17 protein-coding genes are annotated in these 22,075 nt (G+C 37.9%); 5 read left to right on the top strand and 12 right to left on the bottom strand.

Features of this window, described 5'->3' with window-relative positions; all coding sequences use genetic code 11:
- Nucleotides 1-167: 167 nt before the first annotated feature.
- Nucleotides 168-1,679 carry a bifunctional metallophosphatase/5'-nucleotidase gene (locus BV906_RS13685; RefSeq protein WP_087974200.1) on the bottom strand — a complete coding sequence of 504 codons (1,512 nt, stop codon included), beginning with the start codon at nucleotides 1,677-1,679 and terminating at the stop codon, nucleotides 168-170.
- A gap of 561 nt (nucleotides 1,680-2,240) precedes the next feature.
- Between BV906_RS13685 and BV906_RS13680 the strand changes: the two genes are divergently transcribed.
- Complete coding sequence (locus BV906_RS13680) at nucleotides 2,241-4,748, top strand: PIG-L family deacetylase (protein WP_087974199.1); 2,508 nt, start codon at nucleotides 2,241-2,243, stop codon at nucleotides 4,746-4,748.
- A 479-nt stretch (nucleotides 4,749-5,227) separates the two neighbouring features.
- Here BV906_RS13680 and BV906_RS13675 read toward each other — a convergent pair whose 3' ends face one another.
- The 4 genes from BV906_RS13675 to BV906_RS13660 form a co-directional block, all read right to left on the bottom strand.
- Nucleotides 5,228-6,037 carry a carbohydrate ABC transporter permease gene (locus BV906_RS13675; protein ID WP_087974198.1) on the bottom strand — a complete coding sequence of 270 codons (810 nt, stop codon included), beginning with the start codon at nucleotides 6,035-6,037 and terminating at the stop codon, nucleotides 5,228-5,230.
- A gap of 17 nt (nucleotides 6,038-6,054) precedes the next feature.
- Nucleotides 6,055-7,026: a carbohydrate ABC transporter permease gene (locus BV906_RS13670; RefSeq protein ID WP_087974197.1), complete on the bottom strand. Its 972-nt coding sequence runs from the start codon at nucleotides 7,024-7,026 to the stop codon at nucleotides 6,055-6,057.
- A gap of 62 nt (nucleotides 7,027-7,088) precedes the next feature.
- On the bottom strand, nucleotides 7,089-8,405 hold the full coding sequence (locus BV906_RS13665) for a sugar ABC transporter substrate-binding protein (RefSeq protein ID WP_087974196.1): 1,317 nt from the start codon (nucleotides 8,403-8,405) through the stop codon (nucleotides 7,089-7,091).
- 60 nt (nucleotides 8,406-8,465) lie between these two features.
- A complete protein-coding gene (locus tag BV906_RS13660) occupies nucleotides 8,466-9,638 on the bottom strand; it encodes an ROK family transcriptional regulator (protein WP_087974195.1) in 1,173 nt (390 codons plus the stop codon).
- 263 nt (nucleotides 9,639-9,901) lie between these two features.
- Between BV906_RS13660 and argH the strand changes: the two genes are divergently transcribed.
- Together argH and lspA are read left to right on the top strand one after the other, a co-directional pair.
- Entirely contained in the window at nucleotides 9,902-11,314 is a 1,413-nt protein-coding gene (gene argH, locus BV906_RS13655; protein WP_087974194.1) for an argininosuccinate lyase, read from the top strand.
- Between the two features lie 512 nt (nucleotides 11,315-11,826).
- Nucleotides 11,827-12,294, top strand: coding sequence for a signal peptidase II (lspA, locus tag BV906_RS13650; RefSeq protein WP_087974193.1), 468 nt, complete (start codon nucleotides 11,827-11,829; stop codon nucleotides 12,292-12,294).
- 165 nt (nucleotides 12,295-12,459) lie between these two features.
- Here the strand turns inward: lspA and BV906_RS19535 are convergent, their stop codons facing one another.
- On the bottom strand, nucleotides 12,460-12,636 hold the full coding sequence (locus BV906_RS19535; RefSeq protein WP_176330359.1) for a hypothetical protein: 177 nt from the start codon (nucleotides 12,634-12,636) through the stop codon (nucleotides 12,460-12,462).
- Nucleotides 12,637-12,753: 117 nt separating this feature from the next.
- Here BV906_RS19535 and BV906_RS13645 point away from each other — a divergent pair, with 117 nt between their 5' ends.
- On the top strand, nucleotides 12,754-14,067 hold the full coding sequence (locus tag BV906_RS13645) for a DPP IV N-terminal domain-containing protein (RefSeq protein WP_176330358.1): 1,314 nt from the start codon (nucleotides 12,754-12,756) through the stop codon (nucleotides 14,065-14,067).
- 87 nt (nucleotides 14,068-14,154) lie between these two features.
- Here BV906_RS13645 and BV906_RS13640 read toward each other — a convergent pair whose 3' ends face one another.
- Complete coding sequence (locus BV906_RS13640) at nucleotides 14,155-14,934, bottom strand: TIM barrel protein (protein WP_087974191.1); 780 nt, start codon at nucleotides 14,932-14,934, stop codon at nucleotides 14,155-14,157.
- 489 nt (nucleotides 14,935-15,423) lie between these two features.
- Here BV906_RS13640 and BV906_RS13630 point away from each other — a divergent pair, with 489 nt between their 5' ends.
- Complete coding sequence (locus tag BV906_RS13630) at nucleotides 15,424-15,720, top strand: lyase family protein (RefSeq protein WP_140321998.1); 297 nt, start codon at nucleotides 15,424-15,426, stop codon at nucleotides 15,718-15,720.
- 433 nt (nucleotides 15,721-16,153) lie between these two features.
- Here BV906_RS13630 and BV906_RS13625 read toward each other — a convergent pair whose 3' ends face one another.
- From BV906_RS13625 to BV906_RS13605, 5 genes are all read right to left on the bottom strand, one after another.
- Nucleotides 16,154-16,483, bottom strand: coding sequence for a hypothetical protein (locus BV906_RS13625; protein WP_087974188.1), 330 nt, complete (start codon nucleotides 16,481-16,483; stop codon nucleotides 16,154-16,156).
- Nucleotides 16,484-16,497: 14 nt separating this feature from the next.
- Complete coding sequence (locus tag BV906_RS13620) at nucleotides 16,498-18,579, bottom strand: hypothetical protein (RefSeq protein WP_087974187.1); 2,082 nt, start codon at nucleotides 18,577-18,579, stop codon at nucleotides 16,498-16,500.
- A 221-nt stretch (nucleotides 18,580-18,800) separates the two neighbouring features.
- The gene (locus BV906_RS13615; RefSeq protein ID WP_087974186.1) at nucleotides 18,801-20,720 is read right to left on the bottom strand and encodes an SH3 domain-containing protein; all 1,920 of its coding nucleotides are present in this window, start codon (nucleotides 20,718-20,720) and stop codon (nucleotides 18,801-18,803) included.
- Entirely contained in the window at nucleotides 20,720-21,307 is a 588-nt protein-coding gene (locus BV906_RS13610) for a hypothetical protein (protein ID WP_087974185.1), read from the bottom strand. Before BV906_RS13610 ends, BV906_RS13615 begins: the two co-directional genes overlap by 1 nt.
- A 199-nt stretch (nucleotides 21,308-21,506) precedes the next feature.
- Nucleotides 21,507-21,734 carry a flagellin N-terminal helical domain-containing protein gene (locus tag BV906_RS13605; protein ID WP_087974184.1) on the bottom strand — a complete coding sequence of 76 codons (228 nt, stop codon included), beginning with the start codon at nucleotides 21,732-21,734 and terminating at the stop codon, nucleotides 21,507-21,509.
- Nucleotides 21,735-22,075 lie beyond the last annotated feature (341 nt).

Raw genomic sequence — 22,075 nt, 5'->3', positions numbered from 1 at the left:
AAGGAATTATGTGAGCAAAATACAATTTTACAGAGGTGAATATTTCACCTGAGAAGGCTAATTCACATTATTATCTTTAGATTTAAAAAAGACCAAGTGTCTCTAACACTCAGTCTATACTATGGAAATATTCCGGGACGCGGTGCCTGTCCCCGTGTCCCTACGACTTATTGAATTACCTGTATTCTTTCTTCTAGGCTTGCGTTAATAGTACCTAGCTTGCTTGCATATTGGATTAGAACTTCCGCATCTGTTTGAGCATTGGTGTCGTCTACAAGAGTCTCGTTATCGGCAAACATTGTATAGCCATCTCCACCACCCGCAATATAATTTGGCATGGCAACGAGATAGTCTTTTTCTAAATCAATGGGTTCATTGTTAATTGTAATTGACTGCACTCTTGCTCCAACTGGAAGACTTGGATTATAGGAATATTGGATTCCCGATACTTGTAAAAATCCTCCGCCTAAACTTTCTACACGTGAAACACTATTCTCGAACGCTGCTTGAATTGTCTCTCCTTTTACATTAGCAAGAACTACTTTGTTGCCAAAAGGTAAAATAGCGTATGCATCTCGTGAAGTGAATTCTCCAGCAAGAATACTTGTACGAATTCCGCCACCATTCATTAGCCCAATATCCGCGTTAAAATGATCGCGATAACTATCAGCTATAAAGTTACCGATATTGGTTTCCAGGTATCTTGATTCATGATTATCTCCATAAACTAAAGGTGTATCTAATTGCGCAATCGTTTGGCCTAAATCTTCTTCCAGCTTGTTTTGGTAATAGTCTGCTAACGCTTTTAATTCTGGGTCTTCCGGAACGGTGTGATCGACTTCAATAACAGTAGGGGTGAGTTTAATATGCTTCGCATGCTTTGTAATATCTAGGCGAATCATCGAACCGATATTTCCTTGTGATGCTACTATATAGCCGTTACCATGCTCGATAATAAAGGACCTGTCCTCTGCTTTTTCTTCTGTAAATACGGCATCAATTTCCGGTACAGCATCCAGTAATTGCTTGTCCTTCTCAAGCGATTCCTGTGTTAATGCAATAATCACATCAACCTTTTGTGTATTCTTGATTTGCTCGACAGCTTTTTTAGCTGAAGGAATAATATCCTGCTGAATAACCTTCCCGTCATTTGTTGTCGTATACATGTCATCCGTTAAGCCGATTATTCCAATTTTAATACCACGTTGGTTGATAATTTGATAGGTTGGCAGATTAGCAAATGCATTACCTTCTGTATCTGTTAAATTAGAAGTAATCCATTGAAAATTCGATGCTGTAACTAACTCCTCAGTCACCTCAGAACCGAAATCAAAATCATGCTGACCAAAATTAGCTATATCAATTCCTATTTTATTAAAAGCTTCTACAATTGGAAACCCTTTGTATACCCCACCAAAAAGTGTTCCACCACCTAAATCACCACCAAAAGCAACAGCAGTATGTTTATTATCTTTTTTCACACGGTCGATTACCGTTTTCAGTCTAGCGACACCACCACGGTCACCATACTCGTTTACAACTGGGCTAATTTCGTGGGCATCATTAAAATATAATATAGTTGCTTTTCTTGGTGCCTTCGCATCTGTAGTACTTGATTGTATAAGAAAAGTAAATAAAAATAGTGCTGCGCATGATAAAACAATTACAATTTTTTTCATCTCTAATCCTCCAATTTTTCTATCTTCTAAACAAGTATAGCTTTTTAATATAGAGAGATTATGAAAGATGTACAAACTTTGTGTAAAGAATAGCAATACCAATATACTATATCTTTTGACTTGTTAAAGAACACCTAATCGTAAACTACTCAATATTCAAGTGTTCTTTAAGTGTCTCCGACTTCTTCACCCGCTCGGAACAATATAATAATAAACACCTTCTTCTCCCTTTCCACTCCCATTAATTTAGATTTGTTCAATATTGTGTCGTGTTTCGGAATGCTCAATTTCCTTCATATCAGCAAACGTTAAATTGATTTTTACTTTATCGCCAATTACTTCTAATATGCTTCCACGGGACAAGGTGCCTGTCCCCTTGTCCCTACAAAATCCTCACAAATGATACTTTAGTAATATTTACTACACCCCCCACACCTGCTATTGTTTATTATGAATATAATATTCTGAATAGTTGGTAAGTTTATGTTGCTAACTAACTTAATAGACAAGGAGGGTAGATGGTTCGTATTTGTTAACTATACGTTGGAAGGGGTTTAAGTCATGTTAAAGAAAAAATCGCTTTATTTACTGTTGTCACTATTACTTATCGTTTCCGTTTTCCCTCTTCATGCACTAGCAAATGGAGAAGAAAAACCTGACGTTGAACTTTGGAATGTAGTTAAGCCGCTTGGTACGACTGTCACTTTCTTAAATACTGGGGCGCATCCGGATGATGAGCGCAGTGATTTTCTAGCTTACTTATCTCGTGGTCTAGGTGTAAAAACATCGAGTTTAATAGCGAACCGTGGTGAAGGTGGGCAAAATGAGATAGGGACAGAATTAGGTAATGGGTTAGGGATTATCCGTTCCAATGAAATGATTGAAGCGGCTAAAATCACAGGAGTAAAAGCCTATCACTTAAGTGAAACTACCTCAGATGCTATTTATGACTTTGGTTTTTCTAAATCACCAGACGAAACCTTGGAAAACTGGGGAGAAGATGTAACCTATGAACGCTTTATTCGATTTCTCAGAACCTACCAACCTGATATTGTAATGCCGTCATTTCGCGATGTTGAAAGTCAGCATGGCCATCATCGAGCAATATCTATTTTATCAGAACAAGCATTTGAAGATGCAGCAGATCCTTCTGTTTTCCCGGAACAGTTAGAAGAAGGATTATCTGTTTGGCAAATTAAGAAATTCTACCTACCAGCAGAATCGGAAGAAACAGCAACCACTTCGATAGAAATTGGAGACTTTGACCCAATCTATGGGATGACCTATCCACAACTTGGGGAAGAATCCAGGTATATGCATAAAAGTCAGGGAATGGGGAGAGATATTCCTGCTGAACCTAGACAAACCCACCTAGAATTAATCAAACAAACCAATGACAATGAAGAGAATGATGAATTATTTGCAGGAGTACCATTTGATTTTAATGAATGGGCTGAAATGATACCTGCAAAAAATGTACAAGTACAATTGGGTAAATTACAACAAGAATTAGATGAAATCATCGACTTATATCCAAGTAGAGAAGCTATTTTACCTCTATCTCAAAAGGCATTAAAAAATGTACAGAAGATAGAAAGAATGGTCGAAAAATCCAAAATAAAAGAAGATATAAAAAATGACCTGCTTCATAAACTTCAATTAAAAGAAGAGCAATTACAGGAAGTAAGTTTTGTAACATCCAGTCTCAAGGTGGCAGCCGTGAATGATTCCAACGTTTTAACACAAGGGCAAGAAAGCCAAGTGACAATGAAGGTGACGAATGAAGGAAATGAAAAAATAAAGCATATCGAAGCATCTCTTGCGATTCCAGAAAATTGGAATCAAGTAGGATCACAGAATATCGGTCACTTGAAACCTAATCAGTCAAAAACGGTTACATTTGATATAACTGTACCAAGTGATGCAGATTACTATGAGCCGTATGGTGAACCGGTTTTACAAGGTAATCTTGAATTTAAAGAGAACGGTACTACAGTGACTAAATTGATTGATTTTGATAATACCGTTGCAGTATTACCAGAATTAAGTGTAACTCCAGAACCTAAGAATCTAACAATCAATACCGCTGATGTACAGACAGATATTCCAGTTTCGGTTCACATTAAGAACTATTCTGAAGGTGAGAATGATGGCGTTGTTTCTCTAAATCTACCTGATGGATGGACAAGTAATCCGGAACAGACCGAGGTATCCTTTAAAGAGCAGTTTGAGGAGAAAGAAGTGACATTTGAGGTCAATCCACCTGCAGAAATCAATGAAGGTGATTTCTCATTTGATGCTGTTGTCCAATCAAATGGCAAGCTATTTGATACAACCGTACAGGAGATCAGTTATGACCATATTAACGATTCGTACTTCCAGTATCCATCAACAGTTAACACAATAGCATTTGAACTATTAACAGAGGATAACCTTAAAATAGGGTATATCGAAAGTGGCTTTGATGAAGTGGCAGATTATTTATTAAATGCTGGCATGGATGTGGAAAAGCTGACAGAAGAAGACCTTTCTACAGGTGATCTATCACAGTACGATACCATTGTTACAGGAATAAGAGCATATTTATCACGTCAGGATCTTGTAGATAATAATGAAAGACTACTTGATTACGTGGAGAACGGTGGACATTACGTCGTGCAATATCATAAGCCTGGTGATAACTGGGATACAGGTTTAACTGCGCCATATTCCTTAGAAATTGGTAGACCATCTATCCAATGGCGTGTGACAGATGAAACCGCAGATGTAAACGTGCTCCAACCCGGACACAAACTATTTAACTATCCGAATGAAATTACAAACAGTGACTGGGATAATTGGGTACAAGAAAGAGGACTCTATTTCCCAATGAATTGGGATGATCGTTATGAAACGTTCGTAAGCATGAAAGATCCGAACGAAGATCCATTTACAAGTGGTATCTTACTTGCTGACTATGGTGAAGGAACGTATATGTACACAAATCTAGTATTTTACCGCCAAATTGATAATCAGATCCCTGGCGCTTATCGCATATTCACCAATTTAATTAGTTATAGTAATGATTAAAACAAAAGCTTAAAGCTATTACGGACTGAAGCTGGATGTGGATGTTTATATGTAAGAGTTAATTATTAAAAAATAACCCAATAAGGTAAATATATCCTTATTGGGTTATTTTTCTGCTAAGTTTCCCGCCTCAGGAACCTGCGTAAAGAAGATATTTCGGGACACGATGCATGTCCCTCTTGCACCACTCCAGGACCGGGACTGCGCAACCTCAATGCTGCATTGCACAACTCCAGGACCGGGACTGCGCAACCTCAATGCTGCATTGCACAACTCAAGGCCCGGACTGCACGACTTCAATACTGCATTGAACAACTCCAGGCCCGGGACTGCGCAACCTCAATGCTGCATTGCACCACTCCAGGCCCGGACTGCGCGACTTCAATGCTCTATTGCACTACTCCGACCCGGGACCGCGCGACTTCAACGCTATATTGCACTACTCCAATAAACGGGACAAGGTGCCTGTCCCCGTGTCCCTATTTCATCCCCGTCAATGTGATCCCCTTTATAATATGTCGTTGCAGCAGAATAAATACGAGAATGATTGGTATGACAGAAATCGTTGCCCCCGTCATAATTAAATGCCATTGTGATTCGGCCTCTCCTGAGGAAAAGAAGGATAAACCTACTGGCAGTGTTCGTAGACTAGGTGATTCAATGGCAATGAGTGGCCATAAGAAAGCATTCCAGTTACTTAAAAATGTAAAAATACCTAGGGCGGATATTGCTGGCCATACTTGAGGTACAGCTATTTTAAAGAAAATGACATACTCATTCATGCCATCAATTCGGGCTGCATTTAAGAGGTCGTCTGGTATTTTCTCCATAAATTGCCTCATTAAAAACACCCCGAAACCAGTCATTAAACCAGGAAACAAGACAGCCCAATATGTATCGGTCCATCCTAAATCTGAACTCATCATAAACCATGGAATAATCAGCATTTCGGTAGGAACCATTAATGTACTTAATATTAATACGAAAATAACGGTACGGCCAACAAACTTAAATTTAGCGATAATATATCCAACAAGAGTATCAAAGAATAGCACACTGATTGTTGTAATAACAGCAACGATAAAACTATTAATGAACCATCTGACAAACATGCTTTCTTCTAAAATCTGAAGATAGTTTCCTAAAGTAGGATTTTCAGGGATGATACTTAAGTTAAAAATATCCATTGGTGCTTTTAAAGAGGTAGAAACCATCCAAACAAAAGGAAACAGCATAATGACAGATCCAAGTATTAAGAGTAGGTATGGCAACAGTTTTCTGAATTTCATTGTTCTAACCTCCTTTGCTAGTAATCAAATTTCTTCGTTAGAACTTTCATTTGGAATATAGTTAAAGCTAGAATAAACAGAAATAATATAACCGTAGCAGCGGAAGCTAGTCCCATATCAAATTGCCTGAATGCAAGCTGATAAATATAGACGACAACGGAAATAGTTGAATCTAGCGGACCACCACTTCCATCCATACTCATATTGACTACTTGCGTGAATGATACCTGAATAAACGTAATCGTTCCAATAACTGCTGAAAATACAATCGTTGGATTCAGCAATGGTAATGTCACATGCCAGAACTTTTGCCATGAGCTAGCACCATCAATATTGGCCGCTTCATATAGCATTTCTGGTATATTTTCTAAACCAGCCAAAAATAAAATCATTTGAAAACCGATCGATTGCCAAATCATTGCACCGATAATAACGTATATTGCTTGATCTGGTGAATTCAAAAAGGGTTGCGGTGGAAGCCCTAAATTTATTAATACGTCATTAATGATTCCATTACCCATTAAAATCCACTGAAAGACCCAGCTGATTGCAACGATACTCGTTACATAAGGTATGAAATAAATAACCCTAAAGAAACCAACAAATCGATTAATTTTATGCAATAATAATGCAACAACGATACCGAATAATAATTGCCCAGAAACACCTAACACAATATATATCAATGTATTAAAAATCGATTTAATAAAAACTTCATCCTTGAACAGCGTTACATAATTTTCAAATCCCACGAACGGTTGTATATCTGTAGAGAGAAGATTCCAATCTCTAAACCCTACATTGAATGTAAATAGAGTAGGTAAAATACGAATTCCAAGATAAAAAATAATCGGTAGTAGTAAACAGGTGTACACAAATAAGTATTTTTGATATTTAAGATTACCTCTAAATTTAGAAGTTAATGATTTCTTTTCTTTGCGGTCTGGTTTTTTGTCATGATTATGATTTGAATCAGAAAATTGCTCCATCTTGCACCTCCCCTAATTGATAAGGACCAAGGTAGAGTAACCCTTGATCCCCTAAAAAAGTATTATTTATCACTCCAATATGCATCATAAAGTTCCTGGGTGGACTCCACTAATTCATTAAACGCTTCTTCAGGATCCATTCCTTCCATCAACACCTTATTTGCAGCGTCAATGACAAGATCACGCTCTTTTGTTTCATCCACGAAGAAATGTGCATTCGCAAAAGGCAAGGATTCAATGAACGGACCATAAATCTCATCGTTTACATATTTATCCTGCATTGCTACTGCTTCTTTTGCTGGTAGTTCACCTGTCGCGTCTAACCATCTTTCCATCACATCATCACTTGTTAAAAACTCTAGAAACTTCGTAGCCGCTTCTAGCTTTTCCCCTTCGACTCCTGCTGTAATTCCATTCGTCCAGAAAGAGGAATTAGTTGATTGTGCATCCTTACCTGGAAGTGGTGCAACGGCATAATTCAAATCAGGTGCATCACTTTGCAATGTACCAATTCGAAATGACCCATCAATGTTCATCGCAGCTTTTTCGGTAACAAAGGCGGTTACATCATCTGTATAAAATCCTTGTTCCGATGTACCAAGATCGGTTGGGAAGCTTAGCCAGTATTTAAATGCTTCCAAACCTGCAGGGTCATCCGCCCAAACGACATCTTTACGATCCTCGCTTAACACTTGACCACCTGCTTGGATTGTCAGTCCATCTCTAAGCCATTGGTGACCTTGCTGTGCAGGTTCCCAAGCCATACCTGATTGTTCTAAACGACCGCTATCATCGGCTTTTGTTAATTGCACTGCATAATCCTCCAGTTCCTCCCATGTAGTTGGAGGGGATTCTGGATCAAGTCCTGCTTCCTCAAATAAATCCTTATTATAGAATAATGCAAGTGTTCTTACTGCCGTTGGAATGGTCCAATACTCGCCATCCATTTTTGTAGCTTCCACTAAAGGGAAAAACTCACTTTCAATTTCATCATGTGGAAAGGCATCTTGTGGTAGTGGCTGTAAATAACCAGCATCTACATAGGTTGGTACCCATCCATAAAATAAATTGATAACATCTGGCCCTCTACCTGCGGGAACTTGTGCCGCTACTTGTTCGTTGTATTGATCATATGGGAAATTTGTTTGCTCCACTTTAATCCCAGGATTTGCTTCCTCGAATTCCGCAATCAATTCATCCATCAATGTTACCTTTGAATCAAAAGAGTATTGCCAGTACTCAAGTGTGATTTCACCATCTGCACCTTCTGACTCATCTGTTTTTGCGTCACTTGAGGAATCCTCTTCACCACCTGAGCATGCAGCGAGTACAAGCAATAATAAAATTCCCAACAACATAAATTGCCACTTTCTATACATTAAAAAACCCCCTATAAAAATATTTTAAAGGACCGAAGTCACTCTAATTCAGGATGAAAACTACACTTTCAAAATAGAATCATGCTCTTTTAATAATAAGTAACCCGCACCGATTAAAGAGACATCTTCAACCGTCGTGATGGATACTTCCGTTTGTAAGGGTAAGTGTTTGTTCATTGTTGCAGACAAATATGGTAAAAAGGACCCCATAGATTTTGATATTCCCCCACCTAGAACAACTTGTTGTGGATTTATTATAGAAATAACATTGATTAATGCATAGGAAAGGTGTGAGAGGAAATCATGGATGACTTTTAACGCCATTTCATCCCCATCGATTGCCAGTTGAAATATTTTCTGTGCAGACCAATTCTCGGAAGCTTTATCACTTTCACCTAAGTAATGAAGCATTCTTTTTGTAATGGACGGGCCACCAACATGGCTGTCTAAGAATCCATACCCAGCGAAAGTTTGGTCATATTCCTTATGTGCCGCATCTTTATCGGTCACCATATACCCTATCTCTCCAGCCGCATAGGAGGCACCCCGGTATAGATCGCCATTGATGATAAGTCCACATCCAATACCAGTACCGAGTGTGATCATTAACATATTATTATTTGTTTCACCAGCACCTTTCCACCACTCACCTAATACTGCAACGTTCACATCATTATCGATATATACCGGACAGTGAAGGAGATTTTCCAGCTGTGATTTTAAGGGCGTATGTTTCCAGTTTAATGACGGTGCATCAATCACGATTCCATTAGCCACATCCGTAATCCCAGGAACACCAACTCCGACTCCTAATATCTGTGCTATTTCGAATCCGCTTTCTCTTAAGAGATGATTAACATGATCAGCAATCGTATGGATAAAGTCCTTGCCGATATGTTTCTGTGTGTCAAAAGCAATTTTACGTATCATCTTCCCTGTTAAGTTTAAAACTGCAATTTCAACAGATGTTCCCCCAATGTCAATTCCAACAATATAGGATGCATTCTCATTAAAGGAAATTCGAAAGGGCTTTCTACCGCCAGATGAACTTGCTTTTTCACTTTCCTTTTCCCTGATCCATCCTTCTTCTAATAGTTCATCAACAATAGTTGAGACAGTAGGTTTACTAATTTTTAAGGCTTTTGCAATATCGGATCGTGAATGGCCTTGTTTATTTTGAATGTATTGCAAAACCTTCCGTTTATTTACATGCTTTGTTGAACCTGAATCCATTTGGACGTTACGGATAGTAATTGTTCCTCACTCCTTTCCTTATGAACTTAGCCAATAAGTTAGTAAAGTTTACTTATCAATTAAATTTATAATAGTATGAAAATTATACGTTGTCAACGGTTACAAACTTAATATTTTTATTATTTTAATTAGAGTCACTATTATAAATAATACTTTACAATAGCAAAAGTATTCCTATACAATGTTTAGTAAGTAAATTTTACTAACTTAATTACAGTAAATACGAATGCAGGGGTGTTTATATGAAGCTGATTAGAGATGAGTTTGAAGTAAATGACGGGGTCCATTTTCCTGGTAAAACATACGTTGATGAACTATTGAAACCAGTATTCGAGGATCAAAAAATGTATCTATTCGATGCGATGTTCAAAATTCATGAAGCACACACAACGATGCTAGCAGAGCAAGGAATCCTTACGCAAGTGGAATGCCAAACGATTTTGGACGGCCTTCATGAGGTGAAAATGCTTGATCAAAACGAAATACGATATTCCCCTCAATATGAAGATTTATTTTTTCTGGTAGAGTCTAGGATTGGGGAACGTATCGGTGAAGAGTTAGCTGGGAAAATGCATATCGCAAAAAGCAGAAATGATATGGGTGAAGCGATGTATCGCATCGTTATAAGAGAATATATTAAGCAAGCGATTGAAGACGCAGAACAGTTAAGCAAAGCTATCCTTTTACAAGCAGAACAACATACCGAATCAATTATGCCAGCACATACGCATACACAGCCTGCACAACCAACAACTTTTGGGCATTATCTCGTAGCTATTTTCGATAATTTAAGTCGTGATATTGAAAGGTTGAAACGAGCATATGTTACCGTAAACCAGTCTCCAATGGGGGCCGCTGCAATAACGACGACAGGTTTTCCTATCAATCGAGAACGAATGGTGGAACTACTTGAGTTTGATGGTTTAATAGAGAATTCATATGATGCAATTGGAGCGGGTGATTATTTAATTGAAGCAGCGCAAGCGCTAATAAGCCTCATGACGAATATGGGAAGATGGCTACAAGAATTTCTGCGAATGGCTTCCAAAGAAGTCGGGTTGATTAAAGTTTCAAACGCGTACATTCAGATCAGCAGTATCATGCCACAAAAAAGAAACCCAGTCTCCATTGAACATTCCCGTGCCATAGCTAGCAGTGCGGCAGCAGAAGGTATGGCCGTCGTTCACATGATCCACAACACACCATTTGGCGATATTAATGACACTGAAGATGACTTGCAACCACATATTTATGGAGGTTATCAAAAGGCGATACGGGTATTGCGATTAATGAGAGCAGTTGTTCTTACATTGGATTTTGACAAACCAAGGGCATATCAACAAGCACGGGAAAATATGATTACAATTACTGACCTAGCAGATATACTAGCACGCAATTATGATGTGCCATTTAGGGCAGCGCATAAGAAAGCGAGTATTATTGCAACAAAGGTGGGTGAAACGGGTAAAGAATTGTATGATATCCCATTAATACTGGTAAATGAATGGCTAGAGGATGTTCAGTTAGAGGAGAAGGATTGGGAGGCGATTGTGGATCCGAAGCATTTTGTGGAAAGTAGAAGTATTACAGGTGGGACGAATCCGGGTGTGGTACGGGAAATGATTGGGAGGAGGAAATTGAAGCTGGATGAATAGATGATTATGAAGATGCGCAAGTTTTTCTTTTGTTTTAGAGAGATTGAAAATGTAAGATAAGTGTTCCTATGATGGGAGGGCGCTATTCTATGTGAGCATTGCGCCCTTAATTCGTTTAACTTCCCACAAAAATACCACACGCCAAGCCATCAGGTCGACGGGTATAATTTATTAAACGTCACTAAACAACTCCCCAGTATTTGCCTCTATCCTATACTTCACGTATATCATCAAACAATCGATCCAGTTCCCATTACATATGATATTGATTTCAATCAAATCGAAAGTAACCTTTAAAGTCGGCTAAGTGGAATCATTCTAATAGACATCCTGTAATCAAACAACCTGTTGCCTAGAGGACCTAGCCAATCGATATGGACATCACTTCAATACTCACAGATTGATTTGCAGTCAGTACTGCAATTAGTTTTGCCATATAGCTCAAATTTGATTATCAATTAAAATCCCTCTAATGTTAGGATGAGAATTAGAATAAAAGGTCCGATTCCCAAATGAGAAAGAAGGATTATATGCTATTTTATACGATTGCTATCATTGTTATTCTAATAGATCAAATTTCTAAAAATCTAGTTAGAATCTTTATTGATATGAATGAAAGATTTACGTGGTTGGGAATGGAATTTACACATATTGAGAATAGTGGGATGGCAGGAGGATTATTTCCAGGAAATGCACGGCTTTTCGGTGTGATAGCTGTTCTGTTCGTGATTTTTGTTCTTTACATTCGCAAAACAGAGGATTGGAAGGGTCTGCTTATTGATAGCAGTTTCGGATTTCTAGTCGGGGGAGCGATTGGAAATGCCATTGATCGACTATTGTTTGGACAAGTGACAGACTTTATTGTCCGCTCTGGAGGCGTGCTCAATCTAGCTGATCATGCGATTGAGATTGGAATCTTACTGCTTATCCTGTCTGTAATAGTTGACTGGTTGAAAAGTAAAAAGTGGGTTTTAAAATAAGTTGAAAATTTTTACCTGAGCAAGAAGGAAATTCGTGATTGGGAATTTTTAATCTAAACCAGCTAAACCCATCGCCCATCATGAACTCTAAGTCGGTTTTCAACTCTCCATTCTTCGATCAACATACTGTGAATGAGGTTTGAATGCATGCATGTAGTATTCCTTTTAAAAAGTACTTCTGGTTCCATTCTTCTCACTTCCTTGTCTATAAGTATAAGGATATCTAGCTTCTCTGAAAGCTAATTGCGGCTTTGAATCCTCTTCACTTTTAAAAAACATCCTTGCTTCCATAGTTACGTAGTAAGAATCAATTAAATTTTTGTTATTCTTGGTTTTCTCCATTACTTTATCCTCCTAATAATAAGTTAAATTACCCCAAAAAGAATGTACAATTCACAATAATGTGATTACACTATGAATATATTTATAAAAGGTATTTACATAGGGGGAATGGAGAAAGTGAAAAAGAGAAAGCAATGGATAACCTTAATTTTGATTACATTTCTTTTACTTATAGCATCGATCGTTTTTAGCCTGATGCGGGCAGATGATCCTTACCGGTATTTCACAGGGATGGGGAGCTCCTTTGATCTCTCACCTGACGACGAACATTATATCTTTTCCTATTATTTGAATGGAAAGGAAAACATCTACCGCTCCAATGCAGATGGAACAGATATAGAGCAAATAACAGATTCTTCATCGGAAAGGCTACATCATCCGAAGTATTCCAGCGAGGCTTCGCAAATTCTTTTTCTAGGTGAAAATCCCGACAGAGTTAACACGCTGTACGTCGCAGATCAGAATGGCAAGGAGCAGAAAAGCCTAACAACAGGAAACATCCATGTGGAGGATGCTGTTTTTTCTGTCACAGGTAAAGAAGTGTTTTTCACAGGAATACCGGCTGAGAGTTTTAATAAGGTTGAAGGAGAAGCAACGGACGGCTATGATTTATTTTCCGTGGATATCCAATCAGGAGAGATGGACCAACTAACCGATCAAGACTACTTTACGATGGATTCCCTGGCTATTTCACAAGATGGGAAAGAAATTTATTACAGCTTATTCGATGAGGGCAGAGAAAAAGTGACCGCATTTTCACTTGATGATGGTTTAGAAAAAACAGCACCCGAAGCAAACAGGCTCCCTTATGAATCCTACCATTTCCGCTATTCACCTGATGAAAGTAAGATTGCTTACACGTACGTTTCGGAAGAGTCACGGGATAGTTCGCTGTTTGGATATGAATTATTTTTGCTTGATCTTAAAAAGGGAGAGGATCAAAGACTGACAAATCTTGATTCATCCATCGTATCACCGAGGTTTTTTCACGAACAAAACCAAATTGCCTTTTTGGAAAATACGAATTGGCCGGGAGAACCTGCAGAACATGCTCTTAACGTCATGGACCTGGAAACGGAAGAAATCCATCCGATTGAACTCGCTATGTCCCCTCCAAAATCAAGCCAGTGGTTGCCGAAAACAATCGATACATTGGCACATGGTTGGACAGTGGCTATTCTATATGTGGTCTTAATAGGCTTATTAAGCACGTATCTATTTATCTTTCATTCGAAAAAGAAACGTTATGTTCCAGTGCTCGTAAGTTTCTTTCTGAGCATTATTGTATTCAGTGTTAGTTTTTTCGTTGCGTTTGTCGTTAATCCATGGTACGGAATTGGACTTGGCATGCTGGCTACTGCTTTATTGGGCTGCACGGTAATTTCTTTTGGTTATGCATTTGTTTTGAAGTTTTTCGTAAAGGTAGATTAGTGGAGCTTGTATTTGTTTGAATGGGATAGAGTAGAATTTTCAAGGGAATAAAAAAGCTTGAAGGGAAATTCTATAAGAAATATCCCCCTAAATCTTATTAAAATACTCCACACTTCTCATCATTGGCGTACAGTCCAGATAATCTGAATGCTTCAGATCAATTTCAAAGATGAAATCCTTCTTACCTACATAGGGTTTTACCATATTCCAATCAATGTTTCCTTGTCCTAGTGGCAAGGAATCATGACTTTCTCCAAAAGAATCGACAAGATGGAAGTAGCTTGTATAGGGATGAAATATTTCCAAATGCTGATGCAAACGAATATTATCCCCCTGGAGTGCAATAAATGCATGACTGACATCAATATTTAATTGGAGCTGCAAGGGCTGAACGATTTCTGAGAATAGGTAGGGGTTTTCAGCAGAAAAAATCCCTTTAATGGTATCCTCCCAGAGGAAACAGTCTTCCGAAATGCTCAGTATCTGCTCCACTCGTTGTCGCATTTCCTTTCTTGAATGGGAATCCGTATAATCACTACTTTCCGAATTGGCATAATGACAGTGTATGACACATTGCATCCCTTCTTGCTCGCAAATAGCTGCCAACTCCCGACTAGACCAATCATAAAAATCCCGAATCTCTTGATTAGAACTAATAATATCTATAAACTTCCCCTTATATTTCATCGGGTGATGCAAATAAACTTGAATTCCTTGAGCTCTCAACGCATGTACGACTTCCACGAGTTTTTCCGGATGATACAAATCTTCTTCTACTAAATGTAATTCCATAATTTCCGGCTTATAATGTAAACGATTTTCAATTTGCAAAGGGTCTAACGAAGCCTTCAACCGTACATTTTCCATAGTATGACTCCCTTATATGGTTTATCTCCTTACCATTATATCAAGGCAATGCCTAGAAAATTTATAAATTAATAAATCTTTAAGAAAATTTAATGTTCGATTTTTCTTTTTTGCCGGTACTCACAACGTATACGATCATTTCTTACACCGAGCTGCAACAGGTTCTCCCTTTCAATATTACATACTGCATTAATTTGTTCACCATTCCTATTCAATACTCTTTTAAAAAGGGTTGGTATTATCTTTTCGAGCACCGTCACATTATGCTTTGTATACACTAGCTTCATATTTCCCATTTCACTCATAGAGACCGTTCTTCCGCCTACAAAACAACGTAAGGAAGCGTGAAATGAGATTCTTCCTCATACTTCTCTTCCCTGAGATTAACTCTATCTGAAAGCGTTGGGGGTCAGGCACCTGTATTTCTATTAGCATCTTTCTTAGGGATGGGGAAGATTCCGGGACAAGGTGTCTGTCCCCTTGTCCCTTATGATAACCATCACTGACCTAGCAGATATACTAGCACGCAATTATGATGTGCCATTTAGAGAAGCGCACAAGAAAGCGAGTATTATTGCAACAAAGGTGAGTGAAACGGGTAAGGAATTGTATGATGTTCCGTTAGCCCTTGTAAATGAATGGCTGGAGTATGTTCAGTTAGAGGAGAAGGATTGGGAGGCGATTGTGGATCCGAAGCATTTTGTGGAAAGTAGGAGTGTTACAGGTGGGACGAATCCAGATGTCGTACGGGAAATGATTAAAAGAAGGAAATTAAAGTTGGTTTGAATAGGTGATTATGAAGATGCTTTACGTATTTGATTTGTTTTAAAGAGAATGAATATGTAAGTTGAGTGCTTCTTTAATGGGAGGGCGCTAGTCTTTATATGCATGCGCCCTTAATCTATACGTTTATACTCTCAACAAAAATAAAACAAGCCGCCAAGCTATCACAGGCTCCTAAAGCGGCGGGGCACTTGTATTAATCATCAGACAATCGATTTGCCACAATTACAGCTGAAAGTACTGGGGGCTAAATAGAGCGAGTGGTTCGAGCAATTCGTCTAACCTATTAAAACCTCATGGACCAAGGTTCCTGGCCCGGTGTCCCTCACTCTCGTCCCACTTCTCGATAGCAAGAGAGCCATCAGCATTCAAAGAAAAGCTTTCGTTTAATAAGAATTTTCAAAACCAGAGCAACTTTGTAAAACTACTTCCTTCACTAAAACGAAACCCCTCCATCATTAATTCCATTCCCATCTAAATCTACATGTAAATCATGTTCATCTGGAATGCCATCTCCATCGACATCTAAAGACAATTCATTCGAGTCTGGGATGTCATTTTGATTCAAATCGAAGAAAGGATCGTCGTTTCGGTCATTCCTATTATTTTTATCTAAATCTATCCATACTTGACTTGAGTCGTCAATTTCATTTCTATCAATATCTGTAAATAGATCTTGCTTATCTGGGATGTTATTTTCATTCATATCCAAAAATGGATCTGTCTGCTCCCATCCCCCTGGTCTAAACGGATTGTCAAAAGCCATATATAGTTTTCCTCCTAGTCAGTTATTGGTTCCAATAACTTTCGTTCATTTGTATCAGGTATTTCGAATAACAACTGAATAATTGATTCTGTATTGGTTAAATCCCCTTGCTCCATCGGTAGTTGCTTCATTACATAAAAATCAGCGAGTCTATTAAATATAGCCATCTTATTTTTTGCCTTATCGACCTCAGTAAGGTCTTTTAGTCCTTTACTTTGATGTCTTGCAGCCAAAAAGTATACTTTACTAATTTGATTTACATAGTAAGGAAGCATCGTTTCCATTATATGATTAAAGGAATCTAGCGCTTTGTTAATATAAAAATCAATTCTTATTCTTTCATTCTCTTCATTATATTGTTCTTGATCTTTATGACTTTCATTAGAACTGTATGTATTAAAAGCTGTAAATGCTCCGGCTGCTACTAATGCTATACCACCCGTTGCTACGCCTAGAACACCTAATGCACCTGCACCAATATAACCCATTTTCTTTTTAGCCTTTGTATTATCAAACTTTTCCTTCGGTATAATTGCAAAAGATAATGCATTTAGCGCAATCTCTATTTCTACAAAATGTCGTTGCATTTGACCAGATATCGATAATAATTGCCTTTGTAACTGTTCATAAGTTTCTTCGTCAGATTTATCTATTAATCTTTGTTCCTCATTCCATAGCATTTGCGGGAATTGGATGGATACTCTATCTAACTGTCTTTTCTGACCTCGGATTGTATAATACATATAATTCAAGATTTGTCTGTTTTTAGTATCATCAGATGTCTGTGTATTTTCTTGAATTTTACGAATTCCATTTTTCAATAAAACGAGTTGGCCAAATAAGTTATATAAAAGAAAATCATTTATCTGTCTACTCCAACTAGAATACAGTTCTGTTACTGATGCCTCTTGCACGAGTGGGTACTTTTTCTTTATATAAACATTCTTTAACATTTTTTGTAACTGAGGGGGCTTTATATTAATATTTTCCTTGGAAACAAATTGATTTAAAATCGAAATTCCATCGAGCATTTCCTCAGTATCTGCCCCTGCCATTGTCTTCGTATGCGATATCGGTATCGAATTCTCCCTTAATTCCAACTGAACCGTCACATAGTCTGAGTCCTTGTTATCTATGACATCAATCGACTCGATATCTTTATAAGGAATATAAAGCTTTGTGTCTCTAGATTGATAAAAACCAATTTCATTATCTTCATATGTAAGCATATACGGATTATGATTTACCCGAATCAAACTATCTTGCTCTTCCATAGGAGGAAGAAGCGATACTAACTTCTCAGGAACTCTTGAAAAGGTTACATATGAGATTTCACCCGAAGTGGAACTAACTTGAAATATCATACTGTCTTTGTTTCGATTAACTATCTTTAACTGCGGATAGGTAAAAGAAAATATTTCAAAATAATTATTAATTATGTAGATCATTTCGCTATCTAATAAAATACTGAGTCCATTATCATCAAATTTTTCGGCGCCCATAGTACCATAAATGTCACAAAATGAGTGGAAATAAGCATTTTCAGAGACATTATAATTACTTAAGTCCAGTGGTATTTTATTTTCAAATTCTAAATAATACGGATACCCATCTGAATTAAAAATTAAGAGTACACGCTTACTTTTAAAAAGTTTATCCTCTTTATTAATGATTAGGATTTTCCTCTTAAGTGAAGTTATACTCACAGAAAGTACATCTTCATCATCAATGATTTCCACTGGAAACTCCTTTTGCGTTGTTCCATTTGTCATGATTAATTTCGCACTGACACTTTTCTTATTAATTAACAAGATTACCTTTTCTTTTATGCTATTTTGCGCAAAGAAGTTTAATCGGACCTTTCTGACTACCTGATTATCTTGATGTAAGTTTCCCTCTAGAAGCAATACACCTTCTTCTTCAACGGTCACTTTCGAAACGTCTGCAAACACTATCGGTTCAAATGTACTATCTGTAAAGATTATTTGTTTGTTTGTCATGAAAAAGCTGGTATATCTACTCACATCGTTTCTATGACAAAACGTAAATTCACAGTAATCTCTCCGTGGCCCGTTATCAAGATCATTTGCACTCATTTAGATGCTCCCTTCTAGTTGACTTATTGGTAATTAATGGAATAGTATATAGTTAAATTGTACCATGATATATATAAACTTTTTAATAATACAGTCAGTCCCCTGCTACATTAAATTATTAGTATAGTGGGGACTCATACTAATAGAAATGTCCCACTGCCCCTAAAATTTATCTGGCGTGCTAACGCATCCAAATACTGCAGAAACTTTCAAAAAAAACCTTACTCCACAATCCCACTACTAATCCACCCCTGTACACCATCTGGCGCTTCCACTAGATACCACTCTCTACCTTCACCGTCAGTCCTGATTTCTAACAGTGAAACTAAATCCATATCTCTACTTACGACCGTCACAATTTGCGCATCCAAGGAGGCGTCCTTACGTATATTACCGTAATCTGTATTAATCTGGAAAACTTCTTTCGCCTGTGCTTGCTCTTCACTTCCACCAATCCATGCCGTCCATTCCACACTTGCTAGTTTATTACTACCGTAGGAATAGACATCGTCTCCGTATTGAAGTCCTGTTACACCTATCATAATAGCAGCTGCCGTGGCTGCGATCTTTCGTTTATGTTTATTAAATTTCCGGCCTGCATATTTCCAAAGTTTTTTACGTAAAAATACTGTGAATGCATCTACTTGGCCAATTGAAGCATCAATCTCAATCAGTTGTTTCCACTGTTTCCTCGTGAGTATTGGATTGTCTCCCTCACTCTCCCCCACGTCCATCCCTAATACTTCTTCCATAAACTGCTCGATTGCTATGTATCCTTTATAATCGTCATTGAATTGTAGCGCTAACTCTTCAGGTGTGGATCGCTCCGTCAACTCACCGGCATATAGCTGGTATTTCTCCATCCGCTCTTCCACGCGTTTAGTATATTCCGTAGTCAGTTTGATATCTTCATGTTGCTTACGCTTTAAAGCCTCTTTCAAAAAGCGAAATAGCAGCTCCTCCTGAACTGTGTAAAGATGTTTATTATTCACAAGTAAATATAATTCACCGAGAAGCTGTTTCGCCATTTGGTAAAAGCTATCCATATGACCGTTACGATATTCTGTAAGAAGTGCTTCCTCATACGCCATAAATGTATGCTGATGGGCAATATACAATGTGGAAAGCTTGCCCTCTATCCTATCTCTTCCAACCACAGGATGCTTTTTCACAGCTGCATGGAATTTATTAGCAACCTGGATTGCTTCTTGGAATCTCCCTTGCTTTATTAAAGATTGGATACCTGCTGTTGCTTCACGAACCCATTCATAAATATTCAACCGCTCATCCGGCGTCAATTCAAGAATGTAACCATAATCATCCATAGCCAAATTTTGTATCTGAAGATTTAATGTTTTCAACTGTTCATTCACCCTGAGGATTGTTCCACCGTAGACAGCAAGTATCGCTAATTCCAGATGTTCCTCCAAACGATTTAAAAACTGATGAAGTTGTTGTTCATATGTATTCCAATCTTTACTTATCGTCCCAAGGGAATCAGCTATTTTCGAACGGTCATTGCCACCGAGAAGTGCACCAACACCTGCTCCTACAAATGGCAACCCAACAAGCAATCCCAATGCTGTTGCACTACCTTTTATAATTGCCTTTTCTCCTTGTGAAGCTTTCATCTCCTTTAAAATCAGGGCATGTTTTCCCAGCGCCTCTGCATAACGTTGAAGAGCTCCCACCAACGCCTCGATATGATTAAAGATTCCTTTCTTAATTGCCGCAAAGAAATCTTCCGGATATTCATACCGCTTGAAAATTGCACCGTACTCCTTTTGTTCCATTGTGTTAATAAAATGCCAGTATTCCAGTTCAAAATCATCCAGCTTCAGTGCTTTCTTCAAGTCATTTGAAATGGATCCTGGATCTGTCAACCTGAAGAAATTTTTTCTATATTCCTGCTGTTGCTCTGCTGACGGATTCTCCGGAAAATATGCATCAAGATCTTGCAGTTGATTATATCTCCAACCAATATTTTGCCAAACGCTGTCCATCATTAACCCTGTCTGGTGTTTTGCAAACAGAAGCAGTTCTTCTGTCACATTTGGTTGAAGATTTGCTTGTAGATCTTTTTTCATATGATCTATTTCTAGTTGTGTATCACGGAAAAATTGTTCTATTTTCATTGCCATTAGAGCATCCCCAATACATCTAATCCATCCATGGCATCTGTTGCCGAGCCTAAATCTGCCACGGAAACCTGTGAACTAATAGCATCAATCCCTGAAAAGGAATCCGCAATATCGAAGGAACTTGCAGTACTTGTACCAAGATCAGTTGTTGCAAAGGAATTGATATCAAGCTGTGTACTTCCGTTAAAAGCCGTTGAAGTGGTAAATAAAGTATCACCTGCAGAATCTGTAAACTGATACCCATCACCAAGCAGGCTAGGACTTAACGTGCCAACATACTCCGCATTTTGTGTAAAGCTTTCACCACCAAAAATTGTTGGCCTGCCTATAATATCATTTTCGATACCTGGCATATCAATGGATGTCCCTTGATAGATATTTTCCTGAATAGTTGCTGTCTCCCCATTTCCAAAGTCAACCGTCATCCCACCAGTTACATTTGGAGCAGCTTCCATCACTGTTGAACCATTCCCCGTTGTAATTGAAATTCCATCAAGTACGTTTTCTTTCACATATAGTGTTTCTGGTAACGGTGAGAATACGTCATCATTACTGAATACACTATTATAAAAGTCTGAGTTATACATAAAGAAACACCCCGATATAGTAAATTTGAACTAATCCAAATTATACTATATTTGGATGTTATTGGGAATGGGTGGTTGATTGTTTTATCTGGGATGTAGTTCTTAAACGTATCGTCTAATGTTGTTAGAAAAATATACTGGTATAGAAGTAGCTAAAAGCACCGTTCGTCTTCGTCCTTACAATAAATTATGTGTACGATTAATTCTCTCTATATTTCCATTCTTTCACCATGTTATTTACTTCTTCTTGGAGTTGCTGGAATTCCTTGTTTAGTTGTTTTCTTTGATTTTCTGTTATCTGGTCGCTTGCTGCATCTTCTGCAAGGTCGCGCATTATTTGAAGTTTTCCTTCTAGGACATCTAAGTATTTGATTCTGTCTTTTGTCCATTGGAGTTGATGGTAGTGTTCGCCGTGTGAATTATTCATTTAGTCATCCTAACATTTAGATAATTGAGATTTACTCTAAATCTGATCTTTTTCTTTCTATACATTTCACTTTAGCGCTTTAAATCGGTGGGGGACAGGCATCCGATTTCGGGAGTACTATATATATTTACTAGCTTGTTTAATTGAGATTTATGCTTACAGAAAAGTGACCTTGTTAAACCAGAGTGCCTTTCAATTCTAAAATTATGGTAATAACTGTAATTCTCCTTAAGGCATTTGGTTGGCTTGCTACGACGCTACGTTTTCCAATCATAGAACAGACTATATTTTCACTCTTATTCTGAAAAGGAGCTGGGCACTTTGAGTAGGAGTTGTTCTAA

Source organism: Oceanobacillus rekensis, assembly GCF_002153375.1.
Lineage (GTDB): Bacteria > Bacillota > Bacilli > Bacillales > Amphibacillaceae > Oceanobacillus > Oceanobacillus rekensis.
This window is presented reverse-complemented; position numbering and strand designations above follow the sequence as displayed.

Coding starts and splice junctions, on each gene's coding strand:
- BV906_RS13625 (WP_087974188.1), bottom strand. CDS start 16,483: ATGGCTTTTGACAATCCGTTTAGACCAGGGGGATGGGAGCAGACAGAT.
- BV906_RS13620 (WP_087974187.1), bottom strand. CDS start 18,579: ATGAGTGCAAATGATCTTGATAACGGGCCACGGAGAGATTACTGTGAA.
- argH (WP_087974194.1), top strand. CDS start 9,902: ATGAAGCTGATTAGAGATGAGTTTGAAGTAAATGACGGGGTCCATTTT.
- BV906_RS13605 (WP_087974184.1), bottom strand. CDS start 21,734: ATGAATAATTCACACGGCGAACACTACCATCAACTCCAATGGACAAAA.
- lspA (WP_087974193.1), top strand. CDS start 11,827: ATGAGAAAGAAGGATTATATGCTATTTTATACGATTGCTATCATTGTT.
- BV906_RS19535 (WP_176330359.1), bottom strand. CDS start 12,636: ATGGAGAAAACCAAGAATAACAAAAATTTAATTGATTCTTACTACGTA.
- BV906_RS13640 (WP_087974191.1), bottom strand. CDS start 14,934: ATGGAAAATGTACGGTTGAAGGCTTCGTTAGACCCTTTGCAAATTGAA.
- BV906_RS13675 (WP_087974198.1), bottom strand. CDS start 6,037: ATGAAATTCAGAAAACTGTTGCCATACCTACTCTTAATACTTGGATCT.
- BV906_RS13670 (WP_087974197.1), bottom strand. CDS start 7,026: ATGGAGCAATTTTCTGATTCAAATCATAATCATGACAAAAAACCAGAC.
- BV906_RS13685 (WP_087974200.1), bottom strand. CDS start 1,679: ATGAAAAAAATTGTAATTGTTTTATCATGCGCAGCACTATTTTTATTT.
- BV906_RS13630 (WP_140321998.1), top strand. CDS start 15,424: ATGATAACCATCACTGACCTAGCAGATATACTAGCACGCAATTATGAT.
- BV906_RS13680 (WP_087974199.1), top strand. CDS start 2,241: ATGTTAAAGAAAAAATCGCTTTATTTACTGTTGTCACTATTACTTATC.
- BV906_RS13665 (WP_087974196.1), bottom strand. CDS start 8,405: ATGTATAGAAAGTGGCAATTTATGTTGTTGGGAATTTTATTATTGCTT.
- BV906_RS13615 (WP_087974186.1), bottom strand. CDS start 20,720: ATGGCAATGAAAATAGAACAATTTTTCCGTGATACACAACTAGAAATA.
- BV906_RS13610 (WP_087974185.1), bottom strand. CDS start 21,307: ATGTATAACTCAGACTTTTATAATAGTGTATTCAGTAATGATGACGTA.
- BV906_RS13660 (WP_087974195.1), bottom strand. CDS start 9,638: ATGGATTCAGGTTCAACAAAGCATGTAAATAAACGGAAGGTTTTGCAA.